This window comes from Vibrio sp. 10N.222.52.B12 (genome assembly GCF_002875385.1).
In the GTDB taxonomy this organism is placed as follows: Bacteria; Pseudomonadota; Gammaproteobacteria; order Enterobacterales; family Vibrionaceae; genus Vibrio; species Vibrio jasicida.
Map to the genome: position 1 here is coordinate 1 of NZ_MDAW01000158.1, position 16018 is coordinate 16018.

The 16018-nt window shown below is 45.0% G+C and carries 11 protein-coding genes and 1 tRNA gene; 7 read left to right on the forward strand and 5 right to left on the reverse strand.

Translation table 11 applies throughout. The features are described 5' to 3' along the window. Positions 1-307: 307 nt before the first annotated feature. Both BCT11_RS24960 and BCT11_RS24965 read right to left on the reverse strand, forming a co-directional pair. A complete protein-coding gene (locus BCT11_RS24960; protein WP_038872828.1) occupies positions 308-730 on the reverse strand; it encodes a hypothetical protein in 423 nt (140 codons plus the stop codon). Between the two features lie 174 nt (positions 731-904). Further along, entirely contained in the window at positions 905-1777 is an 873-nt protein-coding gene (locus tag BCT11_RS24965) for a TraB/GumN family protein (protein WP_102389546.1), read from the reverse strand. Positions 1778-2235: 458 nt separating this feature from the next. On the opposite strand from BCT11_RS24965, the gene BCT11_RS24970 reads away from it, so the two are divergent. Next, positions 2236-4887 (forward strand): beta-N-acetylhexosaminidase, encoded by a 2652-nt coding sequence (locus tag BCT11_RS24970; protein WP_102389547.1) that lies wholly within the window; start codon positions 2236-2238, stop codon positions 4885-4887. Positions 4888-5336: 449 nt separating this feature from the next. Next, positions 5337-6029 (forward strand): oligogalacturonate-specific porin KdgM family protein, encoded by a 693-nt coding sequence (locus BCT11_RS24975; RefSeq protein ID WP_038879801.1) that lies wholly within the window; start codon positions 5337-5339, stop codon positions 6027-6029. 331 nt (positions 6030-6360) lie between these two features. Here BCT11_RS24975 and BCT11_RS24980 read toward each other — a convergent pair whose 3' ends face one another. Both BCT11_RS24980 and BCT11_RS24985 read right to left on the reverse strand, forming a co-directional pair. After that, a complete protein-coding gene (locus BCT11_RS24980; RefSeq protein ID WP_045404869.1) occupies positions 6361-6810 on the reverse strand; it encodes a DUF411 domain-containing protein in 450 nt (149 codons plus the stop codon). Positions 6811-6834: 24 nt separating this feature from the next. After that, on the reverse strand, positions 6835-9531 hold the full coding sequence (locus BCT11_RS24985; RefSeq protein WP_102389548.1) for a heavy metal translocating P-type ATPase: 2697 nt from the start codon (positions 9529-9531) through the stop codon (positions 6835-6837). Between the two features lie 473 nt (positions 9532-10004). Here BCT11_RS24985 and chiP point away from each other — a divergent pair, with 473 nt between their 5' ends. From chiP to BCT11_RS25015, 5 genes are all read left to right on the forward strand, one after another. Next, the gene (gene chiP, locus BCT11_RS24995) at positions 10005-11126 is read left to right on the forward strand and encodes a chitoporin (RefSeq protein WP_042601492.1); all 1122 of its coding nucleotides are present in this window, start codon (positions 10005-10007) and stop codon (positions 11124-11126) included. Between the two features lie 122 nt (positions 11127-11248). Further along, positions 11249-11845 (forward strand): DUF2057 domain-containing protein, encoded by a 597-nt coding sequence (locus tag BCT11_RS25000; RefSeq protein ID WP_042601493.1) that lies wholly within the window; start codon positions 11249-11251, stop codon positions 11843-11845. 226 nt (positions 11846-12071) lie between these two features. Next, positions 12072-13499 (forward strand): glutamate--tRNA ligase, encoded by a 1428-nt coding sequence (gene gltX, locus BCT11_RS25005; RefSeq protein WP_020196224.1) that lies wholly within the window; start codon positions 12072-12074, stop codon positions 13497-13499. Between the two features lie 606 nt (positions 13500-14105). Beyond that, on the forward strand, positions 14106-15062 hold the full coding sequence (locus BCT11_RS25010) for an OmpA family protein (RefSeq protein ID WP_038872851.1): 957 nt from the start codon (positions 14106-14108) through the stop codon (positions 15060-15062). A gap of 204 nt (positions 15063-15266) precedes the next feature. Continuing rightward, entirely contained in the window at positions 15267-15773 is a 507-nt protein-coding gene (locus BCT11_RS25015) for a hypothetical protein (RefSeq protein WP_038872853.1), read from the forward strand. A gap of 100 nt (positions 15774-15873) precedes the next feature. Here the strand turns inward: BCT11_RS25015 and BCT11_RS25020 are convergent. Continuing rightward, positions 15874-15950: transfer RNA gene (locus tag BCT11_RS25020), tRNA-Arg, on the reverse strand. Positions 15951-16018 lie beyond the last annotated feature (68 nt).

Sequence of the window (16018 nt, forward strand, 5' to 3'; positions counted from 1 at the left end):
ATTTGTGTATAAGAGACAGGCTCAATGAGCAGGCTTTCGTCGTTTCAGCGGTCGCAAATTTGGCTTTAATAGTAGCGAACCAAATGGGGTTCGCCTGAAGTTAGAATATGGCTCTTCACCGACCTATTTTAGAAAAGCCGCAACAGAAATGTTGCGGCTTTTTACGTTTACGTTTTTTGAGTCGGGAGCGCTTCGCTTTAGGAATTGAGAGGTGTTCGCTAGAGGGCTAATGAAGTGCACTCGGCTTTGAAAGTTGTTGATGGAACTTGTTCCTAGAAAGACAAAACAAAGTCGCTTCCCATTTCCGCTATTTCACATCACAACTAATATCTTTAATTGGTGTTTCGGATGTGGTGAAACAGACATAAACCGTTTGTGGATTGTTTGGTCCTACCTTGATGTAGCCAGCTTGAAGTTCATCTTCATCAAACGTCACAGAGTGTGATTTCCCTGTTTTGCCATCGAAGTATTCGGCTTCAAAATTCTGATTGATTAGATGTGCGACGCGATTGCGAGTATGGGCAGTAGAAAAAGTAATGTTCGCACAGCGCATCATAGGTTTTTGGGTAATTAAGAACTGACCACTTTCTTTATCGAATACACCACCTTTAGTTTCTGGGGCGATATCGACGGGCTGGAATTCTTCAATCGTGCAAGATGGCTTGGCATTCGCTAACGAAGGTAAAAGTAGTGCGCTGGCTAGACATAATAATGAGGCTTTGAACGTCATAAGGCTCTTATCAAATTTGAGATTGTGTACAGGTTGAGTCGATAGTATCGGATCGATTGCTGGATTTGTCAGCGAAGCGTAAGTGTAGACTCAACAGCGTGGGTGCGGTGTAAGAGGATGTAAGTGCCCCGTCAATCAGGGCACTGATGTTCGTAGTGTAAATATTGTGCCCGTTTAGATGTCACAATCTGCTTTGCTAGTATTGCCCAGAGCTTCGATGTTAAAGCCGCGTTTTCTGAGTAAATCGATCAAGTTGTCTTTACCAACTAAGTGCAAGCTACCGACCACAATGGTGTATTGACCTGCTTTCTTTGGCAGTACACTGCCTGAATCTAGCTTTTCAGCCCAATCTCGGTTGCGGTCATACAAGAAAGCTTCGTTGAACTCATCGCTCGATTGTTCACTCATCGATGCTTCTTCTAATGTGCTGCCGTCTCCGCTCTTCCAGCTGTCGATTAAGCATTGCACCAGTTTTTCACCACCATCGTATTCTTCAATCGAAGAAAGCAGCAGCTCTTTACCACCATCTTCTTGTCCAGCAATTAAGTCCAACTGAAATTGTACCGTTTCGAGTGGAATCACTGGCACATTTTGCTTATCAGCAAGCGTCATTAAGTGCATGTCGACACCTTGGTCTGAGGCATAGCCTAACTTATTCACTAGCAAGAGCTGAATCGTCAATGCCGCCGACCAAGGTGGTGCATTGAGTAGTTGTTCTTCCGGTAATCCAAGATCTTTTGCGATGTCAGCCAAGTGCTGACGTTGTTGTTTATCGAGGATGTCTTTCGCAAGTAGTTTTGTTTTTGGAAATGCAGCCCCTTCGGTATTTCTGATATCCGCTTCGATGATCAAACCGTCACTGTTGTTGAGGAACTGAGTCACGGCTTTCGGTAAAGGGTACATGCTTTTGTCGCCCACATGGACAGAACCAATAATCATGTATTCGGTGTCTCCTTTTTTTACCAACCAGTGTTGTGGCTCTGCTTGTGCGGAGTAGGAGGTGAAAAAAACAATCAAAGATGACATGACAGGCAAGAGTCGAAACATATTTTGCTCCTCGAATTCAATATGCACCTTATCTATAACATGGTTCGGCAAAATCGTCATTTCTAAAAATATTGACGAGTTTTGACGGCATGGAAATGAGATCTAATTCACGAAAGCACTTCAATTGAGTTTGTTGTTAATGGATTACTAAATAACCAATAGTGATCAAAATCCTATAAAACCCGTCTAAACCCATCGATATTCGTGATTGAGATCGCAACAAACTCGTCAAAAAAAGTTGTTCGTTTTTGACGTTTTAATTAAGTGATTGAAATATAAGTGTTTATATTTTCTTAAGCAATGCTGAATTTGACCTGGATCACTTCTTAGTTTCATTAATTTTACGCTTAGAAATAACTGCTTGTATGTTGAATGCAACTGTTAAGCGCCTCGCATTTAGGTGCTCACCATTTTTGATAAATGTCGTTTTGAACCACTGACTTTTTGGGGAAAGTAAGATGTTGAAACATAGTCTGATTGCTGCTTCTGTTATTGCTACATTGGCAGGTTGCTCTTCACTACAGAATTCTGAGCAACAAGTTGTAAACTCATTGGCTGACAACCTTGATATTCAATATGAAGTGTTGACTAACCACGGCGCTAACGAAGGTCTTGCATGTCAGGATATGGGCGCAGAGTGGGCGTCTTGTAACAAAGTCAACATGACACTGGTTAACCAAGGCGAAGCGGTTGACTCTCAAGATTGGGCTATCTACTTCCACAGCATCCGTCTGATTCTGGATGTCGACAACGAACAATTCAAAATCTCTCGTGTAACGGGCGACCTACACAAACTAGAACCAACAGACAAATTTGATGGCTTTGCGGCAGGTGAAGAAGTGGTTCTTCCTCTTGTTGCTGAATACTGGCAGTTATTTGAAACTGACTTCATGCCGGGTGCATTTGTTGCAGCGCCAAACGCAGAGCCTAAGATGATCGCGTCGCTTAATACAGAAGACGTTAATTCTTTCGTCACTGGCCTTGAAGGCAACAACCTAAAACGTACGCCTGATGACAACAACATCATGGCAAGTGCGGTATCTCGTTTTGAAAAGAACGAAGATCTAGCAAAACAAGATGTATCAACTACGTTGCTACCAACTCCAATGCATGTGAAAGCAGGCAAAGGCACAGTAGACATCGCAGGGGGTATTGCGCTGCCGAAAGACGCATTTGATGCGGCTCAATACGCAGCAATTCAAGATCGTGCAGAAGTGGTAGGTGTGGATGTTCGTGGTGATGTTCCTGTTAGCATCACGCTAGTTCCTGCAAACTTCACCGGTGAATTAGCAAAATCTGGTGCTTACGATATGAGCATCAACGGCAACGGTATTGTTATTAAAGCGTTCGACCAAGCTGGCGCGTTTTACGCAGTACAATCTATCTTTGGCCTGATAGATAGCCAAAATGCTGATTCTCTACCACAACTGTCTATTCAAGATGCACCTCGTTTTGATTACCGTGGTGTGATGGTGGATGTGGCTCGTAACTTCCACTCTAAAGACGCAATTCTTGCAACGCTAGACCAAATGGCAGCGTACAAGATGAACAAACTACACCTTCACTTAACGGATGATGAAGGCTGGCGTTTAGAAATCCCGGGTCTGCCTGAGCTGACAGAAGTGGGTGCTAACCGTTGTTTCGATTTGGAAGAGAAAAGCTGTTTACTGCCTCAGCTTGGCTCAGGTGCAACGACAGACAACTTTGGTTCTGGCTTCTTCAGCAAAGCAGACTACGTGGACATCTTGAAGTACGCGAAAGCGCGTAACATCGAAGTGATTCCTGAAATCGATATGCCTGCGCACGCTCGTGCAGCTGTGGTATCAATGGAAGCTCGTTACGACCGCCTAATGGAAGAAGGTAAAGAAGCAGAAGCGAACGAGTACCGCCTGATGGATCCTCGAGATACATCGAACGTAACCACGGTTCAGTTCTACAACAAGCAAAGCTTCATCAACCCATGTATGGAATCTTCAACTCGCTTTGTTGATAAAGTGATTTCAGAAGTAGCGGCAATGCACCAAGAAGCGGGCGCACCGTTATCAACATGGCACTTTGGTGGTGACGAAGCGAAGAACATCAAGCTAGGCGCTGGTTTCCAAGATGTGAACGCTGAAGACAAAGTAAGCTGGAAGGGTACGATTGACCTGTCTAAACAAGACAAGCCATTTGCACAATCTCCACAATGTCAGACGCTAATTGCAGACGGTACCGTAAGCGACTTTGCTCATCTACCAAGCCACTTTGCAGAAGAAGTGTCTAAGATTGTGGCTGAGAAGGGCATCCCTAACTTCCAAGCTTGGCAAGATGGTCTTAAGTACAGTGAAGGCGAGAAAGCGTTCACAACAGAAAATACTCGCGTAAACTTCTGGGACGTTCTTTACTGGGGTGGCACGTCATCAGTGTACGAGTGGTCTAAGAAAGGTTACGACGTGATTGTTTCTAACCCTGACTACGTTTACATGGACATGCCATACGAAGTTGACCCGAAAGAGCGTGGTTACTACTGGGCTACACGTGCAACAGATACTCGTAAGATGTTTGGCTTTGCACCAGAGAACATGCCTCAAAACGCAGAAACGTCTGTAGATCGCGATGGTAATGGCTTTACTGGTAAAGGTGAAATCGAAGCGAAACCTTTCTACGGTCTATCAGCACAGCTTTGGTCTGAGACAGTACGTAACGACGAGCAATACGAGTACATGGTATTCCCTCGCGTACTAGCAGCCGCTGAGCGTGCATGGCACCGTGCTGATTGGGAAAACGACTACAAAGTGGGTGTTGAATACTCGCAAAACTCTAACCTAGTAGACAAAGCTGCGCTAAACCAAGACTACAACCGCTTTGCGAACGTACTTGGCCAACGTGAACTGGCTAAGCTAGAGAAATCTGGTATCGACTACCGCCTACCTGTACCAGGTGCGAAAGTAGAGGATGGCAAGCTAGCAATGAACGTTCAGTTCCCTGGTGTGAAGCTTCAATACTCTCTAGACGGCAAGAACTGGCTAACTTACGCAGACAATGCTCGTCCAAATGTGAAAGGTGAAGTGTTTATCCGCTCTGTATCTGCTACGGGTGAGAAAACAAGCCGCGTGACTAGCGTGAAGTAATTCTGCTAATCATTCACTAAAATCATTGTTCCTTACTCAAAGCCCTCAACCTATGTTGAGGGCTTTATTTATTTTTCTACGGAAAATAAGCGTGATCAATGTCTAATTATTTTTTACTGATAATTAAGTTCGTAATTTAGAAAGAAAAGAAGAGTGTGATCTCGATGCTTATTTTGTGCCAAATTTGAGAGCCTAATTAGCTTCAGGTCACACTTTATTTTTTTGACGAATTTTTAGATTTTATATCAAGTGACTGTATTTAATAAACTTTATTGGGTTTCGAAAATGTCGATTTGAATTGGATCACTGTTTTAAACGATTTATTTTTCAATGCGAATTAAATTGCGCAGTATTGCTGTCGCCAGGGAGGCACATCCCAATGTTTGCGATGAAGGGCAGTGATAGCCGGACATCTCATCGCATAACGTGAACAAATAAAGGCAGTAATTATGAAAAACGTTTTAGCACTAAGTGCACTTTCTCTTGTTTTCGCTTCAAGCGCTTTCGCAGACTCATCTTACGTAACGGGTAATATTCAATTTCACGATGATGGTCGAATTCACGGTTCGGACATGACATCAACGCTAGAAGCTGGCCACACTTTCGATAACCAATTCGGCGGCTTCACGGTTTACACTGAGTTTGATGGCATCCAACTTGGTAAGTTAGAAACTGAAAACGGCGGCGCAGGTAACACAACACCAGCTATCACTGTGGGTGGTGAGCAAGCATTTAACATCACTGATCACCTATGGGTTGCAGCAGGTTACCAGCATCTATTCTCTGCTGGGGAGAGCATTCAATACCGCCCGCTAGTTAAAATCGGTTACAACTTCGATAACGGTATCTCTCTAAGCAACCGTACTCGTGCACACATCGATGCAACAGACGCAGATGCGAAAACAGATTACCGCATGGATAACCGCATTGGTTACGCGATGAATGAAGATGTGACACTGAGCTACAACAACGTTTACATGATTGATGCTGAAACCATGGACCACGAGTTACGTGCAACATGGACTCGTAAGGGCGTTCAACCTTACTTTGAGTTCCGTAGCCAAGCACACGGTGCAGAGAATGCATCAGGTGATAGCCTAGTAAACAACGCATTTGTATTCGGCGCATCTTACGGCTTCTAATTAAAAAGTTTGTCTAATACCCAAGTAACCTCGAGATGCTAGGTTCAGCGAGAATGACTTGGTTTGAAGGCAAGGCAACAATTTGAAGATCTAGTGGTTCTAAATCAAAAATTGTTAACAAAGCATGCAAGGCAAGACAACTCGCCCTCTGGGAGCGTGTCATTGACTCAATTGCTGTGTCAAACAACTTGGAAAGAGCTTGCTATTCCGCTTCGTTGTCTTCCTTGCACTCGAATTAATGACAACGCTCTGAACTCTGCATCTTGAAGTCACTTGGGTATATTTGTCCATTAAGAAAAAGCCCAGCGGTTTGTCTCGCTGGGCTTTATTTTTATTGCTCGTTACCTTTGTGGTAACGGTATTCGTATACTTGGCCTTTCTCGTTGTAGGCGTAAACAGCGTAGCTGTCTTTCTTATCGCCGTATTCCATGCCTGGTGAGCCCATTGGCATACCCGGTACAGTCAGGCCTTTTGCATTTCGAGGCGGGTTTTCTAAGAAGGCTTTAATGTCGGCGGCAGGAATATGACCTTCAAATACGTAGCCATCGATCTCCGCGGTGTGGCAAGAGTAAAGCTGTTCGTTCTTGATGCCCAAATCGCGTTTGATCGCATTCATGTCATCATGCAGCTTTTCTTCCACAGTAAAGCCGTTCTCTTCCATGTGTTTTGTCCATTCGCCACAGCAGCCACAGTATGGCGATTTGTGGTTGATGACATCAGCGGCTAATACGTTCGCCGATGTGACAGCAAGCATTGTAAAGGTCAATAGTTTCAACTTCATAATATCCTCGAGAAGAAGTGTCGCTTACTTAATGGTAAACAGTCGTAGTCGATTTGCATTACTGACGACCGTGATTGAAGACAGTGCCATCGCTGCACCAGCAACGACAGGACTGAGCAAAAATCCAAACGCTGGATAAAGTACGCCTGCGGCGATAGGGATACCCAACGAGTTATAAACAAAGGCGCCGAACAAGTTTTGTTTCATGTTCTTGAGTGTAGCGCGAGAGAGTTCAATCGCATGCACGACGGCCATTGGTGATGTATTGAGAATGGTCATTTGTGAGCTTTCGATTGCCACGTCACTGCCACTTCCCATTGCGATACCAAGATCCGCCAGTGCAAGGGCTGGTGCGTCATTGATGCCATCACCGATCATCGCAACCGTCCGGCCTTGAGATTGCAGCAATTCAATGTGTTGTGCTTTCTCATCTGGCATCACTTGAGCGATGACTTCATCAATGCCGAGCTCTTTACCGATGGCATTGGCAACGTGTTGGTTGTCGCCTGTGAGCATAACTGTTTTTATGCCCTGCGATTTTAATGCAGACACCGCTTGTTTGGCATCAGATTTAATTGGGTCAGCGATGGCAATTAAACCAATCAGTTCGTTGTTCAGAGCCACAGCCACTGGTGTCCATGCGTTGTTTGCACAATCTTGAATCGCTTGCTTCATTGAGCTGGTATCAATCTGCTCTGTTTGCATAAATTGCAATGAGCCAATGAGTAGCGGTTGTGCTTGGTAAGTCGCAGTAATGCCACGGCCACGAATGTTCTCGAATGCGCTCAACTCAATATTTTCAGTATTGTTCTTTCTCGCGTAATCACACACGGCTTTTGCCAACGGGTGCTCCGATTGACGTTCTGCCGCGTATGCCAGAGCTAGCAAGTGCTCTTGGCTGGTAGCGTGAGTAAACACTTGCTGCACACTCGGTTTACCTTGAGTCAGTGTGCCGGTTTTATCGAATACGACGGTGTCGATTTTGCTTGCCAACTGCAGTGCGTCAGCGTCTTTGATCAGAATGCCGAGCTCTGCGGCTTTACCTACACCAACCGTAACCGACAATGGCGTTGCTAAGCCTAGCGCACAAGGGCAGGCGATGATCAGTACGGTGGTCGTTACCACAAGCATGTAGCTGGCTTTAGGTTCTGGACCTACGGCAAACCAAACCAAAGCGGCAAGGATTGCGATACCGACCACGACCGGAACAAATACCGATGAAATCTGGTCTGCTAATTTTGCAATGGCAGGCTTACTGCTTTGCGCCGTGCGTACCATGCGAATGATTCGAGCCAGCATGGTGTTCGCGCCGATGCCCGTTGCTTCAATGACTAATCCACCATCGGTATTTAATGTACCGGCAGACACTTGCGCATCTTGCGCTTTTAACACTGGTACGGGTTCACCGGTTAGCATCGACTCATCAATGTACGATTCACCCTGTATTACAACGCCATCTACTGGCACTTTCTCGCCCGGTTTGATGCGCAGTTTCATGCCTAGCGTGATTTGCTCAACTGCGATCTGTTGATCACCTTGTTCTGTCATCACCGTCGCTTGTTGAGGTTGCAGGTTAATCAGAGCTTGCAATGAGCGCGTTGTGTTTGCTTTGGCTTTTGCCTCTATGTAGTGACCAAGAGAAATTAAGCCGATGATCATTGCGCTCGCTTCAAAGTACACATGGCGTGAAGCAAGAGGGAACCAGTCTGGGAATATCACCACAAGCATCGAATAGAACCACGCCGCCCCGGTACCTAACGCGACTAAGGTGTCCATAGTGGCACGTTTGTGAGTGGCTGCTAACCATGCGTTAGTAAAGAAGTGCTTACCCGCAGTTGCTAGCAGTAAGAGACACAGAATACCAACCGCACCCCAAGCCAACTGGTCGTTCGTGTTGCGAATCACCATGTTGCCGCCAAATACCCCCCACAACATCAGTGGCGCACCGACAACTAAGCCAGCTATTGCATCAAGCCTGAAGCGTTTTTGTTGGGCAAGTTGCTGAGCTGCTTGCTTTTCTTGTTGCGTTGCTGCGTCTTGGAGAACCTCTGCTTGGTAACCGGCTTGTTTTACTGAATCAATAATCGCGTGGTGAAGGGCTTCAGAATCTTGAGTAGCGAACACTAATGCACTTTGCTCAGCAAGGTTTACTTGTGCTTTCTCAATGCCTTCTACGTTAGTAAGTGCTTTCTCTACTGAAGAGACGCAACTCGCACACGTCATGCCTTGAATCAGCATTTGCAGCTGAATACTCGCTGGTGGCACCTGCGCATCTTTAATATTGCTTTGCTTGTCTGTTTGTTCAGTCTCTGGTGAGCTTTCTTCTTCTACTTCAATAGAATCAGGGCTGGCGGTGTAGCCGAGAGTCGCCACAAGATCGATCACTTTCTGCTCTGATAGTAGGGTCGAGATATCGAGTTGGGTTGTCGACGCTTGAAATGCAATGATGTCTTGGTTTGCTTCTAACAAAGAAGAGAGTTTCTTCACACAGCCGCCACAACTTAGTCCAGCTAGGTTGAACTGATATTGATGGCCAGCGTGATAACCCAATGTCTCGATGGATTCAACAATAGAAGCAAGAGGGGACTCGGTTTTCAACTCAACCACTGTTGGGGACAAATTGATGATCTCAACACTGTGATTGGCATGTAAAGCTTTCTCAACTTTTCTAGCACAGCCCATGCAGTTAAGCCCTGACATCGGTACAACGAACTGATACATAATTTGTCCTCAAGAATAGTAATGTTCAGAGGATAAACCTTCCTGCAAGGGGAAGGTCAAGCATTTCGACGTGAAACAATTTCGTCAAAATCCCCCTACTTGCACCGTCAATGTACTGATATTGTTGCGAGTTATCTCAAAGTTTTTTCTCTCTGAATATAAAGTTCCGTTAAAACGCCTAAAAGTGAGGTGAGGTTGCTCACGAATTTCGAGATTTTTATATAAAAAGCAAGTGACTCTGGATGCTTTTGACGTTTTTATATTTTTATTTGTCATTTTAAGTCGTTGTTATTAATTGGTTTATATTGTTTTTGATCTTCTCATTTTGAAGTTGCTCAGATTGCCGTGGGGAAAGTTTTTTACTGCGAAAAAAGTTTGTCATATTTGCTCCGTCCAAACACAGATTCAAGTTCCTGCAATGTCCTAGTTAGCGAATTTGAAAATGGAAAAAACTAAAAATATAGGGGTTAAAAATGTCTTACCTAAAGAAAAGCCTACTTGCTACTGCAATCACAGGCATGATGTTCAGTGGTTCAGCTTTTGCTGATGGTGCAAACAGTGATGCAGCGAAAGAGTACCTAACTAAAGACTCTTTCTCATATGAAGTGTACGGTATTATCGCGATGCAGGCCGCGTACCGCGATTACGATTCTGGTAGCAAAGCAACTGACGATGACTTGGGCGGCATGCAGCTAAACAACGAATCACGTATCGGCTTCCGTGGTAAAAAGCAATTCGCTAACTTTGAACCAACGTTCATTTGGCAAATCGAAGGTGGCTACGTAGACCCAAGCTTTGGTGGTGAAGGCGCAGGTCTTGGTGAGCGTGACACATTCGTAGGTTTTGAAAGCGCTTCTTGGGGTCAAGTTCGTCTAGGTCGCGTTCTTACTCCAATGTACGAGTTGGTTGACTGGCCAGCATCTAACCCAGGTCTAGGTGATGTTTACGACTGGGGTGGTGCAATCGGTGGTGCTAAGTACCAAGACCGTCAATCAAACACTATCCGTTGGGATTCTCCAATGTACGCTGACAAGTTCTCTATCGACGCAGCAGTGGGTGCTGGTGATAAAGCGGGTCTAGGTGAAGGTGACGATTACTGGGGCGGCATCGCGGCTCACTACAAGTTAGGTCCACTACAATTGGATGCTGCTTACGAAGGTAACCGTAACATCGAAGGTGAAAGTCAAACTTGGGAAAACAACACGTACCTACTAGGTGTTCAAGGTTGGTTTGACAACGGTATCTCTTTCTTCGCTCAATACAAATACATGGAAGCTGATGCAAGCAACGGTGTAAGCGAGAAGCAAGATGCAATGTCTGCAGGTCTAATGTACACAACAGGTGATTGGCAGTACAAACTGGGTTACGCAGCAAACTTCGACCTAGAACGTGACGGTAAGACAATCGATAACACAGCGGATGATGTACTATCAGCACAGATCATGTACTTCGTAGACCCATCTGCAGTACTTTACGCTCGTGCTCGTACGCTAGACTTCGGTGACGGTGCGTCTCAACTAGACAAACCAACAGAAGCACGTTGGAAGTCAGCTGACTACGACGAGTTCTCTGTAGGTGTTGAATACTACTTCTAATATAGAAGCAGCTAAAAGGGCGGAAACGCCCTTTTTGTATTGATACTTATTCACATAAGTCATTGGAATTACTGGCCTGTTGATTTCAGTGACTTATCTAAATTGGTATAAGACGAGAAACCATGATGAAAAAAACAACCACACTATTAGGACTTTGCGCACTTATTTCTGCGCCTGCATTTGCTGCTCAACTGACTCTGCAAGCGGAATTGGTTCCTCGCGTTCTCAACAGTGAGTTCGTCTACCCTGAGTGGATCTCTGACAACAACAGCATCAAAGTAGAAGACGGTGCAAACCAACTGGCCGTGAACGTGGGCCAAATTGTTTTTGAAGATGGTAAGCGTCGTAAGTTTGATTCACAGCCTCTTTTACTTGAGTTCGATGCACCGAAAGATGCAGAGCTAACGCTGACATACAATAAGTTCCGCACTATTGAAGAAGCCAAAGCATTTGAAATGGATCCGAAACTGACGCTGAAAGACGCAAGCGGTAAAGATGTTGAGTTTTCAATGGTTCAACTTCGCAAAGGCGGCCTACAAGGGTTCCGCGACTATGAACGTGAAGTGGCTGATTACAACAAAGCAATGAACAAGCAATCGACGAAAGCAAGCATCGCGGCGTCTCCGGCTGTCACTAAGACATTGAAAGAGTCCTTCAGTGATCTAAGCCGTCAAGAGCAACAAGAATTCATGCAGTGGGCGATGCAGAATCTAAAATAATCGGCATTCGTAACTTTCTTTTGCTATGGCTCTTCTGTTGTTCTAAGCGTTTTGTCGCTATAAATAAGAGGGCAGTACCTTAATCGGTGCTGCCCTGTTTGTATTTCTGGCGTTAAACCACACGGAAGGATTGTAGAATCGACCTACGATGTTAAAATGTCGCCACTTTTATCCTTGATATTACAACGAGAGCCCTCTCGTTGCTCATTACCCCTAAGGAACTCTGATGACGGTTAAAACTCGTTTTGCTCCTAGCCCAACTGGCTACCTACACGTTGGTGGTGCGCGCACTGCACTTTACTCTTGGCTATACGCTAAAAACCAAGGTGGTGAATTCGTTCTACGTATCGAAGATACTGACCTTGAGCGTAACTCTCAGGAAGCGGTTGATGCGATCCTAGAAGGCATGGAATGGCTAGGTCTTGAGTGGAACGAAGGTCCTTACTTCCAAACTCAACGTTTTGATCGTTACAACGAGATGGTTGATAAGCTTCTAGAAGAAGACAAAGCATACAAATGTTACGCATCTAAAGAGCTGCTAGACGAAGTTCGCGCAGAGCAAGAAGCAAACAAAGAAATGCCTCGTTACGATGCTAACCATCCAAAAATCAAAGCGGCAAACGAAGCGGCAAAAGATGGCGATCCATGTGTTATCCGTTTCCGTAACCCGAAAGAAGGCAGCGTAGTATTTGATGATCAAATCCGTGGCCGTATCGAAATCAGCAACACACAAATGGATGATCTGATCATCCGTCGTACTGACGGTTCGCCAACGTACAACTTCTGTGTAGTGGTTGACGACTGGGATATGGGCATCACTCACGTAGTGCGCGGTGAAGACCACATCAACAACACGCCTCGTCAGATCAACATCTACGAAGCGCTAGGTGCGCCAGTACCAACATTCGCACACTGTGCAATGATCCTAGGTGATGACGGTGCGAAACTGTCTAAGCGTCACGGCGCTGTATCGGTAATGCAATACCGCGATATGGGGTACCTACCTGCAGCACTAAACAACTACCTAGTGCGTCTTGGTTGGTCTCATGGTGATCAAGAGATCTTCACTCAAGAAGAGATGATCAACCTATTTAGCCTAAACGCAGTATCTAAGTCAGCGTCTGCATTCAACACTGACAAACTGCAATGGTTGAACAACCACTACATCAAAAACTCAGATCCAGCGTACGTTGCAGAGCACCTACAATGGCACCTAGATCAACAAAAACTAGATGTAACAAACGGCCCTGCTATCACTGAAGTGATCAAGCTAGTGGGTGAGCGTTGCAACACGCTAGTTGAGCTAGCTGAGCAAATCCGTTACTTCTACGAAGACTTCGCTGAGTTTGAAGCGGGCGCGGCGAAGAAACACCTACGCGGCGTGGCTAAAGAGCCTCTAGAGCTTGCTCTAGCGAAAGCAGAAGCACTGACTGAGTGGACGACAGCGAACATCAAAGATGGCGTTATCGCAGCAGTATGTGAAGAGCTAGAAATCGGCATGGGCAAAATCGGTATGCCACTACGCGTTGCAGTCACAGGTGGCGGTCAGTCTCCTTCTGTAGACGCAGTAATGGAACTGATTGGCAAAGAACGCTGCGTTGCTCGCATCAAGATGGCGCTTGAGTTCATCGCTGAGCGTGAAGCAAACGCATAATTGCTTGAATAATTAGTCGAAAAGCCGCGGTAAATACCGCGGCTTTTTTTGTATCTGGCACCAGGGAAACAGCAAATTTCCTGAAATACCGCCTGAATTACTGAACTTTTTCTCATCAGATTGCTCAAAAGTTGATAAGTTTTACTAATCCAAATATATCTGTTGTGAATGCTAATTGAGTAGTTTCATGCGAAATATCTCTCTGAAATAAAAACACTATCCTCAAAGTTCCTTAAATATCGTCTCATTTATGAGAAGTTAATTTGCTTTACCTCTACTATTTTGAAATATCACGCAAACGTTTGCGTTATTGCTGTGGCTCACTTTATGGTGCGCCAGATCACACTAAATCATGCTTTTCGATGACACTAAATTGACAGTTTTGGGATTTGTCTCGGGATTTCTTAGGGTTATAGTGCTCGCCGTCAGTGAGGCACGCTTATGCATCATTGAGCAGGAGACATACCCAAGTGACTTTTATGCAAATGAGCGGAAGTTATTTCGGTATCAAACTCAAAGGAACTGAATAAAAGAATTGAAATACAACGTCAGTCAGGCGGCGCATTTCGTTAACGAACAAGAGAACTTCTTTTAGAGGAATCAATAATGAAAAAACTAGCAGCGGTAATTTCAGCTTCTTTACTTATGGCTTCAGCAGCGCACGCAGAAGTATACGTGGGCGGTAAGATGGGTAAGTCTTGGATGGACGACGCTTGTGTAGCTGGTCAAGCTTGTGACAAAGATGGCTCTACTCTAGGTGCTTTTGTTGGTTACGAAATGAATGACTACTTCTCAGTAGAAGCAGGCTTCGACAACCTAGGTGACTTCGACCAAACTTCTTTCGGTGGCCACGTAGAAGCAATTACACTTGCTCCTAAGTTCAGCTTACCAATCACAGAAGACATCGCACTTTACGGTAAAGTGGGTGGTGCTTACCTAATGATGAACGATGGTAAAGACGATTACTCTTACCTAGGTGCAGCTGGTGTTGAATTCAACGTAAGCGAAAACGTAACAGCACGTGCGGAATACCAAACAATCACAGACATCAACAACGATTCTGTGAAAGCAATGGGTAACTCTGCAACGCTAGGTGTTGCATTCAAGTTTGGCGGTAACGACGAAGTTGTTGTTGAAGAAGAGCCAATCGTTGAAGAAGTGGTTGTTGAAGAAGTTGCTCCAGTTGTAGTAACTAAGACTTTTGAAACTCAAACTATCGGTACAGGTAGCTTTGCACTAAACAGCACAACTCTAAAACCAGAGAGCGCTGCAAAACTAGACGAGCTAGTAGCATTCCTAAACGAGTACCCACAAGCGAACGTTGACGTAATTGGTTACACAGATACTTCAGGCCCAGCAGCTTACAACCAAAAAGTTTCTGAGAAACGTGCTGAATCTGTAGCAAATGCGCTAGTAGAAAAAGGTATCGATGCTTCACGTATCCACGCTCGTGGTGAAGGTGAAAACAACCCAATCGCTTCAAACGAGACTCGTGAAGGTCGTGAACAAAACCGTCGCGTAGAAGTTGTTGTTCCTGAGTTTGAATACCAAGTTCAGCAATAAGCTCCTATCTGACCGTTAGAAGCATAAACGCTGAATGCCCCAAAGAGTTCGCTCTTTGGGGCTTTTTTATATCTATTGCGCTCATCTTAGATGTATTACAAAAGAATCAACGTCTATGCTATTTACAGTTTTGTATTTTATTACTTTAATTATGTATGAGTTTTGCTTACCCTTTGTCTATTAATAGAATTATTAGTTAGCACTATGTCTAAGAGCAATTTAATAACAAACACTGGACACCGCTTTATTTCGAAAGGCAAAACAGCCTTTAAGATCCACATCCACACACCGGAAGATACGGTATTGCACCGCTCCGTGGGTTTCGTTCGCATTGGAGAAAAGAAAGGTCTTAAGAAGGCCATCAAACTGCGTAACGAGCTCGGGCGTGAAATGTGGGGCAAGTTTTGGCGTCGTCTATTGAAAGACCCGTACCTGATGACAAGGCTGCCACACAGCGTTGAGCCTAAGATTGTCCATAAACCCAACCCAACGTTGGAAGATCCGAACAATCGAGACACTTGTTACATTGCCAAGTGGCGTGAGTTCGATGAGGAAGGGCAGTACAAGTACAAAACGGTGGTTCGATCCATCAACAAGTACGGAAAACTTGCCGCCTATATGCAGACGAAAAAAGCGTTGTTGGATGCACACAAAGATAACCTTGAGATCTTAACCTTCATGGGGCGCCTTAACAGCATTGATCTCAAGTAAGCGGTTTTTCACTGGTGTCGTCGACATCGTTCGAAATTATTTCCCTATACTACGGGCATAAAAAAGCCTTAGCTTGAATGCAATAAGCTAAGGCTATGAATGGCGCCCCCAGTAGGATTCGAACCTACGACCTGTCCCTTAGGAGGGGACTGCGCTATCCAGCTGTGCCATGGGGGCGTAATCAAATAAGATGCGTTACCTATGATATTCAAAAGTAAGCATATCGCAAAGCCTTATACGCGTTG